Genomic DNA, 22,992 nt, shown 5'->3' with positions numbered 1-22,992 from the left:
TCAGGTTTTAGGAACAGTCGAATCTTCTTTGATTTTCTTGCCGTAGTTCCGGAGTCCGTGAACCCGGCAGGAGAAGACGTGAATGATTCAGAGAAGATCTGCGGTAAGTTCGGATTCCGGACAGCTTTCAGGTTGGCTGAGAACCAGGATTTTTCCACCGTTGAGACCGACCAAGTATTCAATGAGTTCAAACCCAAATCGGGTAAGTCTGTCTCTACAGGCAACAACAATCGTGAGCTTATCTCCAAGGACAATTCGCTCCAATATGGCTCTAAGCCCTTTCCTTTTGTAGTTGAGACCTGACCCGATATCAAAGATAACTTCGGCGTCGGGGAAGAGGGAATGGAGATAGGCGAGAAGTCTGTCGAGATCGTCTCTTTGTTTGTTGGTACTGACTCGGCAGTAGCAGATCGTCCTGCTACTCCGTTCACGAAGTTGATCAGGTTTTGAATGTCTTGTTCCGAACCTGAGTACATCTTCTCAATGAAATAGTCTAGTTCCTCCTGGATTCCTTTCGCATCTGAGGGTGCCATTATCTGCGTACTTTCTTAACGTATTCCTTGATAGCCCCGTAAGTTCGACCGCCTTACGGATTGGTATAAGTGCCATGAGTTAAATCTAACACATATTTGTAGGTAGTGTTAGGTTGTGGGACATTTTTGTTAACTGTCACAAGCCTCAAATTAGGCTAACTATAGGGTGATGATTGATGGGGGAAGCTAACACATCACTGGAAACTTCGGATCAGTAGTAAACAGGGATGTATCGCTTTTTAGTAGTGTTTTCTTTCACTACTGTTTCCGCCAATTTTTCTTCCCTTGTCTGAAGTTACGCCGCCCGCCCGAAGTAACTAGATCTGAAGTTACTGATAACTGGAGGGATGTCTATTGTGTTATGGCTAGGTATTGTGGCTACGAGGATGACCCGGAGTCCACGCCTATCGTAAGCATCCCGTATTGCTGCTACCTTCCGGTCCTGACAAGGTTTGGGCGTTGCGATCGCGTCGATCCGAGCCACCTATTATAATAGCATCAATTTGGCAAAATGGCAAGGAAGATCTAAGTCTTGATCTATTTCGCGAATATCCCCACCCCGTAATAGCATGAAGAGCTCACACAGTGGGGCATACCGACTTTAACCATAAATTTCCCACTGCCGCGAGGGGTAACTTGAACAATCGGATATTGACCATAGTCAGTATCATAGTCAACGGTTTGGCCATTGTTATCATACAGACCTAGGTCAATATCGAGACAAGCATCATCACAAAAACTTACTAAGGTATAAGATTTACCAGCTTCTAGGTCCAGGGTAAATGCATCGATTTGGTTCCGGGAAAGTCTATTTACTACCGGTCGATGAGTTGGCATATAATCGCGGTCTCTTAAATACTGTGCTGCTGCGATTAATTTATTTTCAACTTGGCCCTGACGAGGAGAGCTAGCCAAACCAGAACTGGGTGTGAATAATAAGCTACTAGCTAGGAGAGCTAGACCATTCCGAACTATCTTAGTATTAATCATATACAATAGCAATAAGCGTTTGAATTAATGTTGAATAGAGAGTGATTTTTAGTTAGACCACTTCTTAGCAATGCCTGCAAGCACTAAATTTAACCTTTTGGTAATTGATAATTGGAGTACGATTACCGATGGCTCGAACAATCCTATGTTGCAGGCTTAAAAAGCCTTCTAGAATACCAATCTATTAATCTTAGTCTCACTCAGGGTTGATTAGTGCTTATTGTGCCAATCCAAAATCACCAATGTAGATGCACACACAGCCTTTTCAAACGAGTAGCAGATTCTTGGGTAGTCAATAGGATTCACTATTAACAGTTATCACTAGAATCTTGATTACTGAATAGCTCCTCTAGGTGGCTTATGTTATGATTATCGGAGACTAATGTATGGGATAACGTATACGAATGTCTAATTTATGTATGATTACCATCAAGGATTACCAATCTGGCAGGTAATTAAGAATTAGCTATTAGTCATTAGGTAAGCATATGCGCTATGCCCACGCTGCGCGAACAACTGTCAGTGGTTAGCGGTTAGTCGTTGGCCTTGGCCTTGGGTCACGCTATGCATAAGCTGATAGCTGATACGCAACACGCTGATAGCTGATAACTGAGCAATAAGTACTATTAAACTGACGATACTTACCAAAAAAAATACTCCGCTGGTGAGCGAAGTAAGTAAGTTTAAAGGAGCAATGATAAGCTTTGCTGAACTAAGGAATGATATGAATTAGACTTGGGGAGTTAGCCAATAGTGAATTACCAATTATCCATTACTATTATCTATTACCCATTACCCTAAATCATACCATTAATCCGCAATGTCAAATCCTTAGGTACACAATATTAAAGCTTGGTGCCGCACTCAGGACAAAAATTGTTACTTGCTACATTCTTGGCACCACAGTTACTGCAATAAATTAGTTCCGTAGGGTTCTTGAGTAATGGTTTTTCTGGTAAACCGATCATTTGGGCATTACTCTTACCAGGGGCTACCATTGGGTAACAATTCTCGTCTTTGGTTACATGAACATCTAACAACACAGGACCATCGTAGGCTAGCATTTGTGCGATCGCATCCTGTAGTTCATCCCGACTGGTAACTATCATGCCCTTAACCCCGTAAGCCTGAGCCAGTTGCACAAAATCCGGCATCCCGACTTCCATATTTGAAGAGGAATAACGCTGCCCATAGAACGCTTCTTGCCACTGGCGTACCATTCCCTGCCAACCGTTGTTAATAATCACGGTCTTAACATTGATGCCATATTGAGCCAGGGTACCCAGTTCCTGGATATTCATCTGAATACTGGCATCACCGGCAATACAAATCACTTGCTGATCTCGGAATGCTACCTGGACTCCCATGGCTGCTGGCATTCCATAGCCCATAGTTCCCAATCCCCCACTGGAAATCCACTGGCGCGGTCCATTATTAAGAAATTGTGCTGCCCACATCTGATGTTGACCGACATCCGTGGTGTAGTAAGCCTTTGGTGCTTGACGCCCTACCTCTACAATCACTTCTTGGGGAGATAGACTATCGGGGTATTCAGGCACCTGCAAGGGATATTCCTGACGCCAACGGTTAATCCGTGCTAGCCACTCCTGGGTTTGATTAGGTTCTGCTGAGATACTCATTTCCTGGTAACGGCGCAACATATCTTGCAAAACCCGGCGCACATCCCCTACAATCGGTACTTGGGGAGAGCGGTTTTTCCCCACCTCAGCCGGATCAATGTCGATGTGAATCACTTGAGCGTGACAGGCAAACTGATCCAGTTTCCCGGTCACCCGGTCATCAAACCTTGTCCCTACAGCAATCAGTAAGTCACACTCACTAACGGCAAAGTTAGCATAAGCAGTGCCATGCATCCCCAGCATTTTTACCGATAGGGGATGGGATTCATCAAATGCTCCCTTACCCATCAACGTGGTAGTTACCGGAATTTGGAAGATTTCTGCTAGTTGGCGCAGTTCATCATGGGCACCAGCAGCAATGGTTCCACCACCAACGTAAAGCAGAGGTCGTCGTGCTTGCCGAATTAAATTGAGGGCTTGGTTAATTTGGCGGGGATTGCCCTTCACTGTTGGACGATAGCCCACCAACTTGAGTTGATTAGCTTCCACCGGTACATAGTCACATTCCTCTAAACCCACGTCTTTGGGTACGTCAATCAGGACTGGCCCAGGACGTCCGGTGCTAGCGATGTGGAAGGCTTCGGCAACAATCTGCGCCATATCAGCAGGGTTACGCACCACATAGGAGTGTTTGACAACGGGCAGGGTAATCCCAAAGATGTCGGTTTCCTGGAACGCATCAGAACCAATAGCAGCACGGGCGACTTGACCAGTTACACAGATTAGGGGAATTGAGTCCATGTGAGCGGTAGCTATACCAGTAACTAGGTTAGTGGCTCCCGGACCAGATGTAGCAAAACAAATACCGACTTTGCCAGTAGCACGGGCATAACCATCAGCAGCGTGGGATGCTCCTTGCTCGTGTCGGACTAGAATGTGCTGTATTTTACCAGCAGCTTCCCAGTGGTATAGTTCATCATATATGGGTAGAATTGCTCCACCGGGATAGCCGAAGATATGGGTCACACCGTGACGGTGGAGACTATCCATTAGAGCAAATGCTCCTGTGCGGCGAGTGGGGGTAGTTGATGAGCCTGGGGTTGTTGAGATTACTTGGGATTGCACGCTTATCACCTCTAGTGGTAGATCAGGTCCTTCGGTGCGACCCGTGGCGAATTAAATTCGCCAAGGTCAAGAACACCTATGCTGTTAATGGTGTTAGATTGCTGATAATAGCTGAGCAGAATTTTAGAATAACTTTTAATTTTACTACAGTATGCCTTTTGTGTTTTATTTTACTCTCAATATATGGAAGTGTCCAGACAACTTGGCAGGATTTTTACCAAAAAGTTTGGGTTTAAAGCCCCGTCCTTTTAGGAGAGCTTTTATCTTTCGGTTTGACGTTAGATAATTAAAGCGTTATGATAGTGGACAAGGAGGAAAGACGATGTTTAATCTTACCTACGAGTTCAAACTCAAACCCACCAAGCAACAATCCCAAATATTTGACGAGTGGCTAGAAGTAACTCGTAGGGTCTATAATTATGCTTTAGCTGAGCGTAAAGACTGGTACAAGTCTCGTAGTTGTCAATTAAACTCCTGTAGCCTTCGTAGTTGCTACATCATTTCTGCGGATGCCACCCGTCCTACCTATGGAAGTCAATGTAAGTCCTTAACAGCTGCAAAGAAGAAAAACCCTAATTTAAAAAAGGTTCAATCTCAGGTATTGCAGCAAACTCTCAAAAGGGTTGAGACTGCTTTCACGCTTTTGTGGGAGCGTAATACGGGGTTTCCACGGTTTAAAAAAAAAGGAAGAATGAGGTCTTTTGTCTTTCCGCAAATGAAAGGGAATAGACTTCAGCCTGGTATGGTTAAACTTCCTGTTATCGGTTGGGTAAGGTTTCGCCAATCACGGAATATTCCCGAAGATGGAGTAATCAAGCAAGCCCGCATAGTTAAAAGGGTTTCTGGTTGGTATGTGATGTTGACGATTCAATGGAATGCTGATATTCCATCGCCAATGCCCCATGGTGAACCATTAGGAATTGATTTAGGATTAACCAGTTTTGTAGCTACTTCTAATGGTCTTTTAGTCAAGCGCCCAAAGTTTTTTGGTGATGCCGAACGCAAGCTGAGATGGCTGCAGAAGCGTGTTTCTAGAAAACCTTTTGGCTCAAAGAATCGACAAAAAGCGCAAAATAAAGTAGCCAAACTACATGAGTACATTGCTAATTGTCGCAAGGATTGGCACAGAAAGCTTTCTCACCAACTTTGTGACAATGCAGGGATGATATTTGTAGAAGACTTAAACTTGGTAGGTTTGTCCCGTGGAATGTTAGGAAAGCATTGTCTAGACGCTGGCTTTGGTCAATTTTTGGGCATATTAGAACAAACTTGCGTCCATCGTGGCGTCTATTTCCAGAAAGTAGATGCACGTAAAACAAGTCAGATTTGTCCAAATTGCTTAACTGAGACTGGCAAAAAGACTTTAGCTGAACGTACCCATGTTTGTGGAAATTGCGGCTACACAACCGATAGAGATGTGGCAGCTGCCCAAGTAGTCACTATACGTGGACTTGCAGCCGTGGGACACACGGTCAAGATGCTTGCTGAGGGTAAATTCATAGGAATCCCTTTGAAGCAAGAATCCTCGTTCTTATAGGACGAGGAGTGTCAATTTGAGCACTCTGGGTCTAGTTATCAGCTAGAAGCATAAAATAGATAAATCAGTCTATGACTGTATGCCAGTGGTAACTCTAACTAGTTATGCTTTAGGAAAAATTTATAATCTAATTTATCTTATTATTTTTTTTGTAGTGTTAAATAAGTAAGGACTAATTGTAATGATGAATAAAGTCCCAAATTAAACCAATAAGATTTTAAATATTTTGGCAAAATCTAATTATTTTTCGCACCTCAGGCTAGGGCTAAGTTATCGAGTTCAGATTTTCCCCCTCGACTTAGAGGTTGGATATGTTCGATCGAAAAAGATTGGGTGGCAAAGCGAGCTTGGATCCGGCAATATTCACAACATCCTTGAGCTCGTGATTCAACTGTTTGTCTATGTTTTGCTTTAATTGATTTATCAGACATTGCCAGGGAGATGAATATCCAAATCTGCCATCAGGAGGTGCGACCCGTGGCGAATTTAATTCGCCTACGGAAAGCGCACCTATGTGCTTAAGGATATTTGGCGCAAACGAGCTAATTCTGCCATGGCTTCGACACGTTTAGCTTCGATGGTTTCCACTTGATCACTTAAACCCAAAAGTTCCCTATACTGCTCAGGTGTCAGCATCTCCATTCTTCGTTTTTCAATCAGTTCATCGTAGCGGTTTTGAAGGTCTGGTGGTAAACCTTGATTAATAGTTATTAGCAACCTAGCCTGATCTGAAGAAAGGCTGGGGGCTTTGCGTTGTGCCTGGAGGGACATGATGTATGCTCCAACGTTCTCCAGTTCAGATAAACTCAGTTGTTCAACAGCTCTAAGTAACTGCTCTTGACATCTCCCCCGGCTGAAGCACGGGGGATTCTACAATGTTGCTACGTGGCAGCGGTTTTCCCGTGCCACTATCGGCTTTCGCCGACGCTACGCGAACGCTTCTTGTTCGATATGATTTTTTAAGAGAATTAAAAATATCATATCGATGTGGGAGTGTCAAAGCTCCCCTACCTGCCTTGGTTAGATCAAGACCTAACTGTACAGCTACTTTCCTGGCAATGTTTCCAGCACCATTACAATCAGCATTCACCAGGTATCCTTTAGAAGACTTGTACAAACCACGCCTTACTCTTTTGCCGGAAGGTTTCCATCCACTGGGTTTTTCACCGTGTTTAGGTAATGAATCCTCATCCAATAAAGACGCTTTGCTAGTATAAGATTCCTCTGTTACCGTTAATTTTATGCCGTACTCAGGGCATAGTTGTTCGAGTCTGTTGATTAATCTTTTTGTGGGTATAACCACAAAGTTTTGGTTACCCCGTTTCCCCATTATTGAGCCATTTTTATGTCTTTCATTCCAACCAATTACTATATTGCCGATTCCATCAGTAAGACAGCGATTAATAATAAATCTAGCTGCTTTATTGATGCTATCCCGCATTTGATTATTACGCTTCCGTTGAACTCTATCAAGGTTTGTATCCCAGTAAAAATCAGGCTTTCCTGTTTTGTGCTTTGATACTAACCTGGCGTATCCCTGGTTCATGGACTTGAGCTTGCGACCATCAATTATCAGGCTTTTACCTTTAGTTGAAACTCCGGTCAACCAATTAGTTCCACCATGATCGAAACTCCAAGCCTGAGAGTAATCTAGGTTGGGATTGTTTTTGACTGGCTGCTTACCATCCTCAATAACCCAGTCAATCCATAGCTGTCCATAACATGGCCGAATTGTTACTTCTTTTACCCAGTCTGGATCTATAAACTCGGGAGCCTCCAAAGTGATTTCAGTGAGCAACTCAGGTTTACTCTCTTTACTTATTGACGGATAAAATAATCCATTCTTGTAATTAAGAGCTTGTCTTGGAAAACTAACAGCGGCTAGACCACCTTTCTTTCTGTACCTAAGAAGTCTTGGTTTATCAACTTGACCCTTGTAGTACAAACCCACCAATTGGTTATAGCTTGTGATTGACTCAGCCACTGTCTTGAGAGTCTGTTGTGCTGACTGAGCGGCCATTGCCTTATAGTTAGGACTTTCCTTTAACTCCCTGCAAAGTTCAGCATACTTGATACTGCATTTATAAGTTTTCCAGCCTTGTCGCAGTAAATCATCTCTCCAATATGTTGTATAAGCTTCTGGTTGCTGTCTTAACCAGTCATAATGCTTTTGTCTTGAGTAGTAAACAGCAGAATTAAACAGATTATTTGCTTGTTGACACTGAAATTCCCAGAATACTTCCTCTTCATCTGAAAAGTTAGCTTTAACTGGGACAGTCTTGTACACTTGTTGCCTACTCAATTTTTTTTATACTATATCTAGTATAGACGCCGATTATAGATATGTCAACAACAAATAAACGAAAAACTAAGAAAAGAATGCGGGGGTTTCCCGTACATCATAATGAACTTAAAAAAAACCTACAGTTTGGCTGACTGGGGCTGCGTGGAAGTGGCTTCAATTATCAGCTAAGGATCCAGATACCAGCGTTGGGGAGTTCGTAGAAAATATGATTAGATCTGAAATGAATAAAGACTAAAGGAACACTTTAAGGGGGTAAACCCCGTCTCTCCGTTTCACCCCCGGTCATTAGACACAGGGCTCTCACGTTTCAGGATGTTTTGGTAGGAGAGCTGAGCTTCGACTTTAAGATTTCCCATTGGTTGTTCGTCGATTTTAGCGCTAATTTAATTATAAAAAAATAGGAGCGAAGCATTGGGATAACGCTAAACACTCCAAGCTAGATGTTTTGTTCAAATGTTTCGCGATAATTAGCAGAAAAACGCCGATCAAGGTAGGAAAGTTGATCGACGCGCGACCTAAGGACCCAAACGACCCTTAGGGAGACTAAAAAACTTAATCAGCAGTGACAGGTAATTGGGTTTTTCCAGACAGCAACGCTTTAGTTGTGGATTCTCCTGCTTGTCGCAATTGTCGTCCTAGCTGTACGTTCAATAACGTTAGGGCTAGGGACTGAGCAATGATGGCCAAGAAAACACTAGTTGCAGTAGCATGCTGCAAACTAGTCCAATGAAATGCGGAAAATAGCCATAAAGCAGGAGTTTCATAGGGATGCATCGACCCAATCGAGAACAGGATGGGCGGTAAGAGAATCAATCCTCCTACTGTTATCACTGCACCAGCGGCTCGCTTCTGTGTTTTCATCAACAGCATCAACTGAGCAACTGTGGCGTAAATCATGATAATACTGCTATTGAGCAACAGTGCGAACAGGGCAGGTATCTTGTACTCATTGGCAGGCCAAAGTAATATCCAGGGCAGCAACATTGCAGATGCGATCGCACAATTTATTGCCACTGCCACCACAGCGGGACTTTTGTCACCCCAGATTAAGTCAGCTATCAGCCCTCCTTTTTTGCGGAAAGTCCGATCCTGATGTCGGTAACGCGCCCAATCTTGTAAGGTTTGTCGATGGGGACTCAAGGCAGCAATCAGAGCTAAAAACAGCACCAGGTTGAACACCAGCAGCATCTCTGAATTCTCTTCCAAGCCATGGGTATAACCACCCCAGTTCTTGACTTGAGGGTTGAGGGCAAATCCTAAAATCACTGCTTGCAAGCTAGCGGTCAGCCAGTAACTCTGTTGCTTGTTAATCAGGGTAGCTTTAGGGTTATGGAAGCAACGATTTAGCCCTTGCCCAAACCAGTAGCTCCCAACACCGTAGTTGAGGACAACAAAACCAGCCATACTCCAGAAACTGGCACCGATATGGATACCAAACCAGCGCAAATCTTGGAAACTACGGTGATAAGTATGAATCCTACCCGCATCAAAGGAATTAGAATCAATCAGGTATGGTAAGACAATGGTGGGATTAAATAAAGTTAGCCAGTCAGTTGGGTAATTGCTGACACCACTGTCATGAATCACCATGGTCGTGATCCACAAGAAGATGAGTACAGCACCAGAACCTAACCAAGCTTGGAAACCTCCTAGAGATCTGCCAACTAAGCCAAATAGTAGCGCCATACTATAGCAAAATAGGCAACTGGTAGCGAGAACGGTGTAAAATCCTAAAAGCTCAATCAAATGGATTTGACCAGCAATAGCTGCACAAAAATGCAATGGTAGGGCGAAACCAACTGCTAGATAAAGCAATGCTGGTACCCCCAGTAGTTTGCCACCTAGGATACTCCGGCTTGACTGAGGTGTCAGGCGCAGAAAGTTGAGGGTGCCACGACTTTCTTCTTTGGAGAGGTCACTGATTAGCATATAGGTGCCAACCACTAACAAGCTGAAAATACCGATAATACTCAGCCAGACAAATACATCTTGCCACCAAAGAGGCCAGTTAATCTCAAAACCTCCCAAGCCATCTGGTAGGCAAGGAATCTGATAATCGTACTTGACACCAGTGCAATATCGATTGTAAATGGTACGATCACCATCAGCTACTGGTAGCTGAGTTGCAAAACCGATCAGCAGCATCAACTGACTAACCAAGGATATTGCCACTGTAATCAGGACATTGCGCTGTTTGAAACGGCCTTTGACTTCTCGAAACACCTGGGGATTCAATTCCCCAAGTTGGTTAACTAAATTATTAAGTGCCATATTGCTATTAGTCTCCTTGTAGTCTCCTTGTTCAGAAACTTGTGCAACAGGTGCGACCCGTGGCGAATTTAATTCTTAATGGGTCAAGTACACCATTACATTTAACCTGCTCAAACCTGCACTTAGGTGCGCGCCTCCTAGGCCGGGGAACCCGGCCTAGGAGGCGCGCACCTAGTTATGATGCAGCGATGATCGAGCTATGATGCTTGCTGATGACCTAATTTCAGGAAAATTGTTTCTAAGTCTTCCTGAGAGCACTGGAATTCTGTCAAGGGAATCCCAGCATTAAGCAGCGTACGCAATAGCTGTGCACAATCCTCTTGACCTCCTGAAAAATAAATCCGCATCCGACCTGGTTCTGGTAATATTTCCCAGTCTTCTACAAGGGGATTATTTTTCAATTCCCCTTTAACTACATCCAGCTGACCTAGGCTTGACAACAGAATGTGCTGGCGACCAAGACGCTGGTAAAACTCATCTAGGGGTGCGCTTTCTACCAGATACCCTAATTCCATGATGCCTACTGAACTACACAGTTGGGCTAAATCACTCAGGACATGGGAAGAAATCAGAATGGTCATCCCCGCTTCTTGGAGAACCTTAATAATTTCCCGAAACTTCATTCTAGCAATGGGGTCAAGACCAGAGACTGGCTCATCCAGCAGCAGTAAAATCGGTTCATGAATAATAGTTCGAGCCAGGCTCAGGCGCTGTTTCATCCCCCGGGATAGGGTAGAAATCAAACTATTACGCTTGTTGGTTAATTCAATCAGTTCCAGAACATCGTATAAGCGTTGTCGGCGTTTTGAGCCTCTTAATTTATATAGACGTGCGAAGTAGTCTAGGTAGTCCCAAACCGTCAAATCTTCATAAAGGGGAAAATCATCAGGTAGATAACCTAAACGCTGTTTTAGCCTAGGATTGCTTTGATCTCTTAGCAAACGCTGACCATTGATGTAAATCTCACCAGTGGTAGGTTCTTCCGCTGCAGCTAACATCCGAATCAGGGTGGTTTTCCCAGCACCATTCGGTCCAATTAAGCCGTAAACTTCACCGCTTTCCACTTGCAAATCTACCTCATGTACAGCCACATGGCGGTCGAATTGCTTCGTGAGTCCACGGGTATCAATAGCCAGTTCTTTTACCATCAGAGTCTGGTTTTACCTGTTTAAATTGCCTAAGAGTAAGGTCTTTCTAAGCCAATAAAGGACAAGACCAAAGCCTCCTCTTGGTGGGCGTTACCTAGCGCTTTCAAAAAGGGCGGGGTCGCACCACAAAGGGAAATTCATAGTTTCGCTTAACCCATTAAGAATTAAATTCGCTACGGGTCGCACCTGATGTTGGTTTTTTCTCCAGCCTAGCGCTTTCTTGTTGATCTATGGGTTGACCTAGGGCGGTTGAGCTTGCCTAGAATTATTTTAATTATTGATTTTTATCAGTTATCGCTAGCTTACGGATTCCTTCCGGAGTTTTCCCTTGTGGCGAAGTTTGATCTATCAGTCAGTTACATCGGTTACATCCCTTAACTTAATCTGTTGCAACCTCTCGTGATACACTTGCCAGATGTTATAGTATCGAACGCTGCAACTTGCACCCACCAGACCTATACTTAAGCATCGACCAAACTAACTATGACTTACTCCTACCGCATTACCCTACTCCCTGGTGACGGGATTGGCCCAGAAATCATGGCAGTAGCTGTAGATGTGTTGAACTTTGTTGGCAAGAGATTCGATATTAATTTTAAATTTACAGAAGCCCTAATCGGTGGCGTAGCTATTGATGCTACTAATGAACCCCTACCTACTGATACTCTAGAACTATGTCGCAATAGTGATGCGGTTTTACTCGCTGCCATTGGAGGATACAAGTGGGATAATCTCCCCCGCCACCAACGACCAGAAACGGGATTGTTGGGATTAAGAGCAGGGTTAGGGTTGTTTGCGAATCTGCGACCAGCCACAATATTCCCCCAACTGATTGATGCCTCGACCTTGAAACGAAACGTGGTTGAAGGGGTAGATATTATGGTGGTTAGAGAACTGACTGGTGGCATCTACTTTGGACAACCTAAAGGGATTTTTAATCAGGAAACTGGGGAGAAACGGGGAGTCAATACTATGGCTTACACCGAAGCCGAAATTGACCGCATTGCTAGAGTAGGGTTTGAAACGGCTAAAAAACGCGGTGGTAAACTGTGTTCCGTGGATAAAGCTAATGTGTTGGATGTGTCTCAGTTGTGGCGCGATCGCATTACAACCCTAGCAGCGGAATATCCGGATGTGGAACTGTCTCACCTATACGTGGATAATGCCGCTATGCAATTGGTCAGAGCTCCGAAACAATTTGATACCATTGTTACAGGTAATATGTTCGGGGATATTTTATCGGATGCTGCTGCCATGCTTACGGGTAGTATTGGCATGTTACCCTCTGCCAGTTTAAGCGAATCTAGCCCTGGAGTGTTTGAACCGGTTCATGGCTCAGCTCCAGATATTGCGGGTCAAGATAAAGCCAATCCCCTAGCGATGGTACTCAGTGCTGCGATGATGTTACGTTATGGCTTAGACCAGCCTGAAGCAGCAGATTGTATTGAACAAGCAGTTGTCAAGGTTTTAGATAAAGGCGATCGCACAGGAGATATCATCTCAGAAGGCATGAATCTCTTAGGTTGTCGGGCTATGGGAGATTCCCTAATTGAGTGCTTAGAGCAATCTTGATGTTATCCCTTGATATTATCCCTTGATTTGATCAGGTAAACCTGCTGTTGGTTTCCCCTGGTTGATCAGTGCCCTTTTGCCGAAATCCCCCCTTGCCGTGAGGGCGTGATTGCATTAAAGTCAAACTGAAATAATAGGGTAAAAAGTGTGGTGTATACATCACAGCAACGACAAGAAAACTACCAAACTCGGATTGATCTACCGAAGCTGATAGACCCTACGGTTTTGAGAGCAGCTAAGCATATCTACCGGGTTTACTACGAAGTTCATCCATACCAAGATGAACAGCCATCTGGTGTAGCCATTGACAGATATACCCTCAGAGGAAAGTTAATCTTTAGTCAGAGACCTATCCTTCTACCAACTGAATGCTTTGTGCCTTTGAGTCAACTAGAAGGGGACTTTTATTAATAAATATTAAGTAAATCGGTCATTGGTCTTACTTCTATGGTAGTAACCAAGAGCAATTAGCACGTGACACAGGATATGGTTGAAATATCCGCTGCCTTGACAACGTCGATAGTTTTCGCAATAGTTTTCGCTATCGGTGCATCTATTGGCAGTTTCCTGAATGTAGTCGTTTATCGACTACCTGCTGGTTTATCAATCCTTTGGCCCCCTTCGCGCTGTCCCCATTGTCTGCATAAGCTGGGAAAGCGAGAGAATGTTCCGGTAATGGGCTGGCTGTGGTTAAAAGGACGTTGCCGTCACTGTAATACCAAGATTTCCAGCCGCTATCCCCTAGTAGAGGCCATAACAGGTGTACTGTTTTTACTAGTTTTCTGGATGTATGGTTGGGGTTGGCAAACCCTAGGGTATTGGGCATTTTTGAGCTGGCTGTTGACTCTGGCTCTGATTGATATCGATACTATGACCCTACCGAATGCCCTAACTCAGTCTGGATTAGTGGCTGGTTTAGTATTTCAAGGAACTACTGGTTTTTTGGAGGGGTCTGACCCCATAGCAATAATTCCTCAATTAATGACTGGGGTGGTAGGTGCAGTCTTAGGGATTTGGTTGTTTGACCTGATTGCCTTTGGGGGTTCGATTGCCTTTGGTCAATCTGCTATGGGGGGAGGAGATGCTAAACTAGCGGCGATGATGGGAGCTTGGTTAGGCTGGAAGTATTTGCTATTGGCTAGTTTCATCGCTTGTGGTGTAGGGGCGTTTGCTGGTGGCGCAGCCATTGCCCTGGGTTGGATGAATCGCAAACAGCCAATGCCATTTGGTCCTTTTCTAGCCTTGGGAGCAGGATTGACCCTACTTTGGGGTAAATTAATAGTGTCCACTTACCTAGAACTATTTTTCCCATTTAGCTAAACATTATCTTAGGTGCGCTCTTACCATTAAGAATTAAATTCGCCACGGGTCGCACCTGTTGAATAATGTTCGCTGACTCTATAAATTTAGAGGTTGAAACCGAGAAACTCAAACTTCCTATATAATAGGAAACCTATAAAAATTAACCTAATATAAAATTTAACGTAATTGTATACTAATCATAATAAGTATAACTAAGTATAACCTTTTAATAAAACTATAGATGAAATTAAACTATCAAATTGAACGGCTCTGAAAACTCTACTATTGGTGCTATTGGTATTAGCCTGTGTCTTGGATAACAATCAGAACTACCAATCTTCGCTGGGAAGCCGAGCTGATGCAGCAGGTGCTAGCCGCTCATGATATTCCAAGTCGGATTATTGATATTGGGATCATGTCTTATTTAGGTGCAGGTAGTCCTGCCGCTTTACAAGTTCGCTCACCAGATCAATGGACAGCCTTACTCTTGTTGAGTTGCCCAGAGGAAGAGCAGGCAGGACAATCAGAAAAATCAGATTATAGCTAAAAAAATTTAGATAGTACGTTAGGATTAATAATTTTTATGTCTCTATTCGATTGGTTTGCCAATAGACGAAAAATTGAACCAAGCCCTAAACAACCCCAAGAACGGGAAATTGCTGATGGGCTATGGAAAAAGTGTGAAGCTTGCGGAGTGCTATCCTACGCCAGAGACCTGCAAGCTAATCAAATGGTTTGCACTGAATGTGACCATCACATGCGAGTCCCTAGTGATGAGCGGATCCGACAGCTGATTGACCCTCAGACCTGGATTTCACTGGATGAACACCTACATCCGACTGATCCCCTGAAGTTTTGCGATCGCAAATCCTATAGTGATCGTTTGCGAGACAGCCAAGAAAAAACTAAGCTCACAGATGCCGTACAAACTGGCACCGGTCAGCTAGAGAATTTGCCCATTGCTTTGGGAGTAATGGACTTCCGGTTCATGGGCGGTAGTATGGGTTCGGTAGTTGGGGAAAAACTGACTCGTTTGATTGAAGAAGCAACCAAGCGACAGCTACCGGTTGTAATTGTTTGTGCATCTGGTGGAGCCAGAATGCAGGAAGGGATGTTAAGCCTGATGCAAATGGCCAAAATCTCTGGTGCCTTGGAACGCCATCGTCAAGCCAGACTACTCTACATTCCAGTTCTTACTCATCCTACCACCGGTGGGGTGACTGCCAGTTTTGCCATGTTAGGAGATATTATACTAGCGGAACCGAAGGCATTAATTGGATTTGCTGGACGACGAGTGATTGAGCAGACCCTCAGAGAAAAGCTCCCCGATAATTTCCAGACCTCTGAATATCTGCTAGAGCACGGCTTTGTTGATGCTATTGTACCTCGCACCCAGTTGAAAAAAACCCTAGCCCAGCTGATTCGCCTCCATCAACCCCAGGCTACTATACCGGTAGTAGTTTCCCTGCCAGAAGCAGTAGGGATTAGGGAGCAGGGAGTAGGGAGTAGGGAGTCGGGAGTAGGGAATCGGGAATCGGGAGTCGGGAGTAGGGAGTAGGGAGTCGGGAATCGGGTAGTGTGGGGAGATGGGGAGATGGGGAGATGGGGAGTCAGATGGTTTCATAATATTCCCTCTTGCCTCTTGCCTCTTGCCTCTTGCCTCCCCCTCCTGGGAGGGGTTAGGGGTGGGTTCCTCTTGCCTCTTGCCCCCACAACTCCCACACTCTCCCTGTTCCTTAGTTATTATCGGGTTTAGTTATTATGGGCTTTGCAGACCTGTCAATTGTAGAAATTGCTGCCGAGTATGACCTTCGAGTAGAAGAGGTGTTCCATCTATGCCAGCAGTTGGGCATTGCTTACAAAAATCAAGACACCCATCTGCCTCTAGAAGATGCGAAGGCTGTTATCTTAAAGATTTTGTCTCAAACAAAGGGTAATCGGTAATCGGTAATCGGTAATACCTGAGTTCGATAGCCGTGATTGGTTGACTCGGATCCCCCTCAGCGAGAGAATGTGCAGGGAATCAGTTAATGCTGTTTTGAAAAACTAATCCCATATGAGCCACATTTTTATTAGAGGAGAATCAACAATGAAGCGATTTATCTTGCTGATCACGGCAACCCTATTCTTTGCCTTTCAAATTGCAGTGGGCAGTTCAGCAGCCCTGGATATCCCTGAACCGCTCCGCACCGTAGCTTCCAATGAAGCAGGTGACATGGTGGTGATGAGTAACGAAGAGATTACTAAGGGCTTAAAGCTGTTTAACGAGAAATGTGCTGAATGTCACAAAAGCGGTTACACTAAAACTGACCCTAACGTTAGTCTTGGTGCTGAAGACTTAGCCTTCGCAACACCACCCCGTGATAACCTCGAAGCTCTGGTAGACTATCTGAACAATCCTACCACCTACGACGGGGAAATAGAGATTAGTGAATTTCATGCGAGCACCAAGAGTGCTGATCTTTTTGTCAAAATGAGGAATGTCTCCCAAGATGACCTCCGTAATATGGCTGGTTATATTCTCTATGAGATCAACCAGAGACCCGACACCTGGGGTTGTGGTAAAGTCTGTAACTAATTACGTTTGTTTGTACACAGGTTAGGAAGCAGCTAGCGAAAGGCTTTATGCTTATTTAAGCAGCAAGGGCATAGGCTTCTTCTTTTGGCAGTTAGGGGTTAGGGATTAGGGGTTAACCAAAATCGATCACCCTAAGGTTCCTTAACTACACCTTATCCGCTAATAGAAGAAGCCGCTGCCCTGTTGCTCAATCAGTACATATCACCTTAAATACTCAATGCTCGGTAGATTATTAGACTTCTTTGAGAAGTTGGGAATAGGGAACAGGAAACAGGGAACAGTGGAGAACAATTCACGGAAACAGTATCAAAAAACTAGTTTGGGAAGAGGTCTATTCCTATCAATCCGTCATTTGCTAGTGGTTCTGGTCTTCTGCTTAGGGACATGGACGGTTAGTTCACCAGCCCACGCTGCGGTTAACCAATATGTCAGGCGCTACCTAGATGTGGCAGAACCTGTACCGATTGCTGTAGATGGCAAGGGACAGACTAAGCTGTTTGATGGCGAAGACTTGTCTGTTGGTATAAAATTGTTTTCCCAAAATTGCCAGATGTGTCATGTGGGAGGAACTAATCTCATTGATCCCACCGTGTCTCTATCTCTCGAGAGGCTAGCTCAGGCAACACCACCTCGAGATAATCTCAATGGTTTAGTTGCTTTTATGAGGCAACCGATGACCTATGATGGTACCGAGGATAGCTTCTCGTGCCGCGAAGTTCCAGAGAGTTGGCTATCACAGGAGCAAATCGAGAAATTAGCGGCATTTGTGATCAGAGCCGCACAGAAAGGACCAGCATGGGGCACTGAGGATTTATTTTAAGTTAGGGAATAGGGAATAGGGAATAGGGAATAGGGAATAGGGAATAGGGAATAGGGAATAGGAAGAAGCAGAGATCAGGAAAGATCACGAAACCAAACGATGATTTTTTGATGTGATTACAAATCAACATTGGGTTGTAGAATTTCTTAAAAACTACACCAATTGCTGATCTAACTCTTCATCTCCCCATCTCCCCATCTCCCCATCTCCCCACACCTCCCACACTCCCCACCCTCCCGACTCCCGACTCCCGACTCCCGACTCCCTACTCCCTACTCCCTAAAACCAAGTTAATAATCAGCTGCTCGAATCTCTTCATTAGCTGCTTCTTGGGCTTTATTCATAGCACTTTGTAAGGATTGCTCACCCAGTAATGTACTCAGAAATTGATTATCGAAATGGGTTTGAATGGTGGGCAAGGTTTCCCCAGCCTGCCAAATGGTGGCATAGGCGGCTCCTTTAATAAAAGGAGCATAGAGGGGATTGTTTTTATAGCCTAGTTCCGATAACACAGATAGCCGAGAAGGTAGTACTAGTCCCGCTTTTCCCCAAGCTTTCATTCCTTCTTTGCCGGTAAGATAGGAAATTAGTTCCCAAGCTGCTTCTTTATGTTGAGCTTGTTTATTCATCACATAAGCAACGGTATAAGCCATGGTTCCTTTTTTACTACCTAAGGAGGGAACTTCAGCCGTGGCGAATTTAATTTTAGGAAATGTGTCTTTGAGATAAGGAATAGCCCAGCTACCTTCGATTACCATTGCGGTTTTACCTTGACCAAACATTTCGCTACCAGAACTAGCCCCAACGTCTGAGGGTAAGGCAGCAGACTGGTAGTTTCGGTATAGGTCAATGACAGTTTTAAGACTTTTAAAACTTTCAGGAGTGGCAAAGGTAGCGTAGCCGTTTTTGTCAACTAAATTACCGCCAAAGGCTTTAATTAAAAAATACAGACGAGCCAGTTCCTGATTAATTCCCAAACCATAGCGTTCATTCCTGCCATCGCGATTCTTATCAAGGGTTAGTTTTTGGGAATAATCCCGTAATTCTTCCCAAGTTTGGGGTGGTTGAGTTAACTTAGCTTGTTTGAATAATTCTTTGTTGTAAAAAAGGGCAAGGGTGGAAAAATCTTTAGGCAATCCGTAGATTATTCCATTATATTGGAATGCTTGAAACAGAGAGGGTTCAAAGTCAGCTACATCAAAATTATCAGTGCGCTTAATGTAGTCATCCAAAGGCTCCAAAACATCATGACTCATTAGTAATGGGGCTTCATAGGCATCTAAATAAAAGATATCTGGAGCTGCATCACCAATTAATCGGGTTTTGATCACATCCATGTATTGACCAGTGATGACTTCAAGCTTAACCTTTACCTTGGGATGTTTAGCTTCAAATTCCTTTAGTACCTTCTCTAGTAATTGTTTTTCAGTAGGGCTGCTTTGCCAACCACCGAGAGTGACGGTGGTTACTCCATCTAGGTTACTGCTGCCACAGGCTATAATACAGAGAATTATCAGCGGTAAGATTACCCATTTTGACAGGATTTTCTTCATTTGTTGAGGGTTGACGGGTACATTTAAATTGATATAACCTATTCATCTTACTAGAGCCCAAGACCGATTATGATCAGAGTGTCTGAGCAATTTAGGAATCCTAAAACACTAGACTTCTTTCAGATGAGGGAACTTCGGAACAGAGAACAGTATCAAAAAACTACTTTGGCAAGAGGTCTACTGGTTAAGGTAAGTGGTTGGCTACTGTTACTACTGACTGGGCAAACAGTTATGGCGGATATTACCCCAGCTAGTGCCCAAACTTCACCAGAACCGAGATTTTTTGGGGAGCCTCTACCAACTATGACGCCATCTTCTCTACCATCGGTTAACACTCCCCCTTTAATTTTGCCGACCGCCTCACCCAACCGGTCAACCAATACACCATTACCATCTGAGTTAAACGTCAAGGACACTAATAGATCAATCACTAATCCATCAAGAACTAATAGATCAATACCCATCGCTAATCTCTATCGGGTTGATGTGGTGGGTGATAGTGATTGGTTGTTATCCCAAGTACAAGACATTGAACCACAAGCCTTTGTGCGCGAGGGAGAGGGGGTGATTCAAGCGGGTACATTTATGGATCGCTACAATGCTCAGTCCCTTCTCCGGGCTTTGGAAGCTTTGGGAATTCCAGCCCGAATCACAACCATTGAACAACAAGCATTTGATAATGGTGCCACAAATCTGAGGAAAATACCCAGTTTGGCATCTGATGGCTCGATCACCTATGGCTCCCGTTTGGTGTATCCAGAAACAGGATTGGATTTGGCGAACCGTGGTGCTGTCAGTTCTGGTTCCAATCCAGGGGATTCAGGAGAATCAAGGGGTAGGAGCTATTTTGTGGCTATTCCTGGCAATGCTCAAAGGTTACCAGAGATGGTCACGGAATTGGTTAAAATTGGGATTGCCCAGGATTTAGTCAGCCAACGAGATGCCCCAAGAGGTAAACATGTTGCTGTTGGTCCGTTTAAAAAGCGGGGTGATGCAGAACGTTGGAGTAATCGTTTGCGCTCTGCTGGTTGGGATGCACGGGTTTATTTTGGTCGGTAGGGGCAGAAGGAAGAAGGAAGAATGAAGAATGAAGAATGAAGAAGGAAGAAGGCAGAAGGCAGAAGGCAGAAGGAAGAAGGAAGAAGGAAGAAGGAAGAAGGAAGAAGGAAGAAGGAAGAAGGAAGAATGGATAATTCTTCTAAATTCTAAATTCTAAATTCTAAATTCTAAATTCTAAATTCTAAAAGAACGTTGTACCTCACCCAATTAAAAGTTGATGGAGTCTGAGAATAGGCGAGAACTAATTGAACAAGTGGTGGTAACTGCTGAGCAGATGCGTCAGATTGAAGGGCGCATCTTTGAGGCGGGGATGCCTGTAGCAGCTTTGATGGAAAAGGTGGCAGGATTGATTACTCGCTCTATTCAAACTCTTTATCCCTGGGCTGAGAATAGGCGAGTGGGTGTGTTAGTTGGTCCTGGTCATAATGGGGGCGATGGGTTAGTTGTTGCTCGTGAACTTCATTTACAGGGATATGAAATCCACATTTACCGTCCTTTGTCTAAACTGAAGGAATTGACTAACTACCATGCTCAGTATGCGCTTAGCTTGGGGATTCCTTTTTATGACGAGATTGAACCGCTTTATGAGTGTGACCTGATTATTGATGGTTTGTTCGGATTTGGACTGACGAGATCGCTTTCTGGTAGTATCGCTGAGGCGGTTGAGCTGTTGAATCAATGGTCACAACCGGTGGTTAGTATTGATTTACCTTCGGGATTACACACTGATACTGGGGAAGTGTTGGGCATAGCGGTTCGGGCTACCCGGACATTGTGCTTAGGGTTGTGGAAGTTGGCGTTTCTCCAAGACCAAGGGTTGGATTATATTGGTGAAGCTGAGTTAATTGATTTTGGTATTCCCCTCAAGGATATTTGGTCCATTTTAGGTGAACCACCAGATTTGCTCCGAGTTACCAAAACTGTAGCGAAACAGTTTTTGCCCTTACCTCGCCCTAAGGTAACTCATAAGTACCAACAGGGACATCTGTTGCTGATTTGTGGCTCCAAACAGTATTCAGGGGCAGCAATTTTGGCGGGATTAGGGGCTCGTGCTAGTGGGGTGGGGATGCTTTCAATGGCAGTACCGGAGTCTATCAAATTGCTAGTGGTCAGTCACTTGCCAGAAGCAGTGGTAATTGGTTGCCCAGAAACGACGGCGGGTGCGATTGCATTTTTGCCTGAGTTAGTGTTAGAGAAGTTACACCAACCTTCTGGTAGCTCTCATACTTATAATGCGATCGCATGTGGTCCTGGTTTAACAAAAGATGCTAAGGATATAGTGCAAGGGGTTTTAGCTGCCCAATGCCCAATGGTTTTGGATGCGGATAGTTTAAATATCCTGGCGGAACTGATCACTATTCCCACTTTGTTGAAGCGTCTAGGCCAGACCGTGTTAACGCCTCATGTTGGAGAGTTCCGACGTTTATTTCCTGATTCGGCAGAACTGTTACCGGATCGAGTCCAGGCGGTGCGGAAGGCATCCCAACTGAGTCGGTCTGTGGTGTTGTTAAAAGGAGCCAGGAGTGCGATCGCAAATCCTAGGGGCTCGGTGTGGCTGATTCCTGAAAGTACACCAGCTCTAGCCCGAGGGGGGAGTGGCGATGTCCTCACCGGACTAGTGGGAGGCTTGATGGCTCAGCCAGTTCTGTCTGAGCATCCTTTGGACGCAGTAGTGGCAACGGCAGCCTGGTGGCATGCCCAAGCGGGAATTTTAGCGGCTCAGGACCGGAGTGAGTTGGGGGTCGATGGGGGGACCTTGGCGGAGTTTTTGATGGCAGTGGTTAGGGGGAATAGGGAATAGGGAATAGGGAATAGGGAGTAGGGAACAGGGAACAGGGAACAGGGAATAGGGAGTAGGCAAGAGGCAAGAGGCAAGAGGCAAGAGGCAAGAGGCAAGAGGGAGAAGAATGTGGGAAGTGTGGGAAGTGTGGGAAGTGTGGGAAGTGTGGGAAGTGTGGGGAGACGGAATTGGGAATTGGGAATAGCCAAGCTAACAATAGGGAACAGGTAATAGCAAAGCTAGCAAACCATACCCTACTCCCTACTCCCTACTCCCTACTCCCTACTCCCTACTCCCTACTCCCTACTCCCTACTCCCTACTCCCCACTCCCTCTTGTTAACAAATTAAACCTAAAGCTTTCTCTTTAATTTGCTCTTCGTCAATCTTTTCTTTGAGTTCACTATCTGTATATCTGCCTTCTAAGGCTTCTAATGCTGCTTTTTTGAGGGCTGTCTCAAAGGCATCGGTTAAAATTTCTAATAATTCCTCTTGATTGGCATAACATCCCCCTGATTTTCGCCGTTTGTTCACTCGTTTAATATTTTTGCTGGCATTATAAATAGAAAATTCCCAAGAGCGGGTAGTGCGTTTTTCTACCTCTTGTTTAATTAAATGTAATAGTAAAATGACTCCATAGCTATAAATTTTATTTAGTTTATCCTCCCTTGACATTTCTTCTAGTTCATCAACAATTTCTAAGGCTTTATGATAGTTTCTTTCTTGAATGAGTTGACGTAATAAGGTTAATTCTTCCATGTCCTGGGTTAATGGCAGTAGGGAGTCGGGAGTCGGGAATCGGGAATCGGGAATTGGGAGTCGGGAGTCGGGAATCGGGACT

Annotated in this window: 27 protein-coding genes and 1 other RNA gene; 14 read left to right on the top strand and 14 right to left on the bottom strand. The window is 44.5% G+C overall.

The annotated features are described in order from the left end of the window. Positions 1-87 precede the first annotated feature (87 nt). From F6J90_RS07820 to ilvB, 5 genes are all read right to left on the bottom strand, one after another. Complete coding sequence (locus tag F6J90_RS07820) at positions 88-411, bottom strand: recombinase family protein (RefSeq protein WP_293094758.1); 324 nt, start codon at positions 409-411, stop codon at positions 88-90. A 69-nt stretch (positions 412-480) separates the two neighbouring features. Beyond that, positions 481-609, bottom strand: a complete 129-nt coding sequence (locus F6J90_RS07815) for a MerR family DNA-binding transcriptional regulator (RefSeq protein ID WP_293091914.1) — start codon at positions 607-609, stop codon at positions 481-483. A gap of 309 nt (positions 610-918) precedes the next feature. Next, positions 919-1,015, bottom strand: an RNA gene (gene ffs / locus F6J90_RS07810) — signal recognition particle sRNA small type. Positions 1,016-1,070: 55 nt separating this feature from the next. Beyond that, complete coding sequence (locus tag F6J90_RS07805; protein WP_293091913.1) at positions 1,071-1,523, bottom strand: hypothetical protein; 453 nt, start codon at positions 1,521-1,523, stop codon at positions 1,071-1,073. An 845-nt stretch (positions 1,524-2,368) separates the two neighbouring features. Further along, positions 2,369-4,228, bottom strand: a complete 1,860-nt coding sequence (gene ilvB, locus F6J90_RS07800; RefSeq protein ID WP_293091912.1) for a biosynthetic-type acetolactate synthase large subunit — start codon at positions 4,226-4,228, stop codon at positions 2,369-2,371. 322 nt (positions 4,229-4,550) lie between these two features. On the opposite strand from ilvB, the gene F6J90_RS07795 reads away from it, so the two are divergent. Continuing rightward, a complete protein-coding gene (locus F6J90_RS07795; RefSeq protein ID WP_293091911.1) occupies positions 4,551-5,765 on the top strand; it encodes a transposase in 1,215 nt (404 codons plus the stop codon). A 254-nt stretch (positions 5,766-6,019) separates the two neighbouring features. On the opposite strand, the gene F6J90_RS07790 is transcribed toward F6J90_RS07795, so the two are convergent. The 5 genes from F6J90_RS07790 to F6J90_RS07770 form a co-directional block, all read right to left on the bottom strand. Further along, on the bottom strand, positions 6,020-6,196 hold the full coding sequence (locus F6J90_RS07790; RefSeq protein WP_293091910.1) for an HNH endonuclease signature motif containing protein: 177 nt from the start codon (positions 6,194-6,196) through the stop codon (positions 6,020-6,022). Positions 6,197-6,275: 79 nt separating this feature from the next. Beyond that, a complete protein-coding gene (locus F6J90_RS07785; RefSeq protein ID WP_293091909.1) occupies positions 6,276-6,536 on the bottom strand; it encodes a hypothetical protein in 261 nt (86 codons plus the stop codon). 52 nt (positions 6,537-6,588) lie between these two features. Then, complete coding sequence (locus tag F6J90_RS07780; protein WP_293047451.1) at positions 6,589-8,052, bottom strand: transposase; 1,464 nt, start codon at positions 8,050-8,052, stop codon at positions 6,589-6,591. 570 nt (positions 8,053-8,622) lie between these two features. Continuing rightward, complete coding sequence (locus F6J90_RS07775; protein ID WP_293091908.1) at positions 8,623-10,341, bottom strand: ABC transporter permease subunit; 1,719 nt, start codon at positions 10,339-10,341, stop codon at positions 8,623-8,625. A gap of 197 nt (positions 10,342-10,538) precedes the next feature. Continuing rightward, complete coding sequence (locus F6J90_RS07770) at positions 10,539-11,489, bottom strand: ABC transporter ATP-binding protein (RefSeq protein ID WP_293091907.1); 951 nt, start codon at positions 11,487-11,489, stop codon at positions 10,539-10,541. Between the two features lie 483 nt (positions 11,490-11,972). On the opposite strand from F6J90_RS07770, the gene leuB reads away from it, so the two are divergent. The 9 genes from leuB (at position 11,973) to psbV2 (ending at position 17,761) form a co-directional block, all read left to right on the top strand. Further along, entirely contained in the window at positions 11,973-13,061 is a 1,089-nt protein-coding gene (gene leuB / locus F6J90_RS07765) for a 3-isopropylmalate dehydrogenase (RefSeq protein WP_293091906.1), read from the top strand. 147 nt (positions 13,062-13,208) lie between these two features. Continuing rightward, on the top strand, positions 13,209-13,472 hold the full coding sequence (locus F6J90_RS07760) for a hypothetical protein (protein WP_366513723.1): 264 nt from the start codon (positions 13,209-13,211) through the stop codon (positions 13,470-13,472). Positions 13,473-13,547: 75 nt separating this feature from the next. Beyond that, on the top strand, positions 13,548-14,381 hold the full coding sequence (locus F6J90_RS07755) for an A24 family peptidase (protein ID WP_293091905.1): 834 nt from the start codon (positions 13,548-13,550) through the stop codon (positions 14,379-14,381). Positions 14,382-14,670: 289 nt separating this feature from the next. Further along, positions 14,671-14,910 (top strand): hypothetical protein, encoded by a 240-nt coding sequence (locus F6J90_RS07750; protein WP_071107068.1) that lies wholly within the window; start codon positions 14,671-14,673, stop codon positions 14,908-14,910. A 36-nt stretch (positions 14,911-14,946) separates the two neighbouring features. Beyond that, entirely contained in the window at positions 14,947-15,921 is a 975-nt protein-coding gene (accD, locus tag F6J90_RS07745; RefSeq protein ID WP_293091904.1) for an acetyl-CoA carboxylase, carboxyltransferase subunit beta, read from the top strand. Positions 15,922-15,957: 36 nt separating this feature from the next. Beyond that, positions 15,958-16,119, top strand: a complete 162-nt coding sequence (locus tag F6J90_RS07740; RefSeq protein ID WP_293091903.1) for a hypothetical protein — start codon at positions 15,958-15,960, stop codon at positions 16,117-16,119. A 5-nt stretch (positions 16,120-16,124) separates the two neighbouring features. Then, positions 16,125-16,307 (top strand): translation initiation factor IF-2, encoded by a 183-nt coding sequence (locus F6J90_RS07735; RefSeq protein ID WP_293091902.1) that lies wholly within the window; start codon positions 16,125-16,127, stop codon positions 16,305-16,307. Positions 16,308-16,452: 145 nt separating this feature from the next. Next, positions 16,453-16,941, top strand: a complete 489-nt coding sequence (gene psbV / locus F6J90_RS07730) for a photosystem II cytochrome c-550 (protein WP_293091901.1) — start codon at positions 16,453-16,455, stop codon at positions 16,939-16,941. A 217-nt stretch (positions 16,942-17,158) separates the two neighbouring features. Continuing rightward, positions 17,159-17,761, top strand: coding sequence for a photosystem II cytochrome PsbV2 (psbV2, locus tag F6J90_RS07725; RefSeq protein WP_293091900.1), 603 nt, complete (start codon positions 17,159-17,161; stop codon positions 17,759-17,761). Between the two features lies 1 nt (position 17,762). Here the strand turns inward: psbV2 and F6J90_RS07720 are convergent, their stop codons facing one another. Both F6J90_RS07720 and F6J90_RS07715 read right to left on the bottom strand, forming a co-directional pair. Continuing rightward, positions 17,763-17,891: a hypothetical protein gene (locus F6J90_RS07720; protein ID WP_293091899.1), complete on the bottom strand. Its 129-nt coding sequence runs from the start codon at positions 17,889-17,891 to the stop codon at positions 17,763-17,765. 160 nt (positions 17,892-18,051) lie between these two features. Then, complete coding sequence (locus F6J90_RS07715; protein WP_293091898.1) at positions 18,052-19,314, bottom strand: ABC transporter substrate-binding protein; 1,263 nt, start codon at positions 19,312-19,314, stop codon at positions 18,052-18,054. A 123-nt stretch (positions 19,315-19,437) separates the two neighbouring features. On the opposite strand from F6J90_RS07715, the gene F6J90_RS07710 reads away from it, so the two are divergent. From F6J90_RS07710 to F6J90_RS07700, 3 genes are read left to right on the top strand one after another with little or no spacing between them, the layout of a single operon-like run. Further along, complete coding sequence (locus F6J90_RS07710) at positions 19,438-20,373, top strand: hypothetical protein (protein WP_293091897.1); 936 nt, start codon at positions 19,438-19,440, stop codon at positions 20,371-20,373. A 28-nt stretch (positions 20,374-20,401) separates the two neighbouring features. Then, positions 20,402-20,530 carry a hypothetical protein gene (locus F6J90_RS07705; RefSeq protein ID WP_293091896.1) on the top strand — a complete coding sequence of 43 codons (129 nt, stop codon included), beginning with the start codon at positions 20,402-20,404 and terminating at the stop codon, positions 20,528-20,530. A gap of 60 nt (positions 20,531-20,590) precedes the next feature. Next, positions 20,591-22,174 (top strand): NAD(P)H-hydrate dehydratase, encoded by a 1,584-nt coding sequence (locus tag F6J90_RS07700; protein ID WP_293091895.1) that lies wholly within the window; start codon positions 20,591-20,593, stop codon positions 22,172-22,174. Here the strand turns inward: F6J90_RS07700 and F6J90_RS07695 are convergent. Then, entirely contained in the window at positions 22,155-22,370 is a 216-nt protein-coding gene (locus F6J90_RS07695; RefSeq protein ID WP_293091894.1) for a hypothetical protein, read from the bottom strand. The genes F6J90_RS07700 and F6J90_RS07695 overlap by 20 nt on opposite strands. Here F6J90_RS07695 and F6J90_RS07690 point away from each other — a divergent pair. Next, on the top strand, positions 22,342-22,494 hold the full coding sequence (locus tag F6J90_RS07690) for a hypothetical protein (protein WP_293091893.1): 153 nt from the start codon (positions 22,342-22,344) through the stop codon (positions 22,492-22,494). The two genes, F6J90_RS07695 and F6J90_RS07690, sit on opposite strands and share 29 nt — an antisense overlap. Here F6J90_RS07690 and F6J90_RS07685 read toward each other — a convergent pair. Further along, positions 22,491-22,910 (bottom strand): DUF29 family protein, encoded by a 420-nt coding sequence (locus F6J90_RS07685; protein ID WP_293091892.1) that lies wholly within the window; start codon positions 22,908-22,910, stop codon positions 22,491-22,493. The genes F6J90_RS07690 and F6J90_RS07685 overlap by 4 nt on opposite strands. Positions 22,911-22,992 lie beyond the last annotated feature (82 nt).

The organism is Moorena sp. SIOASIH (genome assembly GCF_010671925.1).
In the GTDB taxonomy this organism is placed as follows: domain Bacteria; phylum Cyanobacteriota; class Cyanobacteriia; order Cyanobacteriales; family Coleofasciculaceae; genus Moorena.
This window is presented reverse-complemented; position numbering and strand designations above follow the sequence as displayed.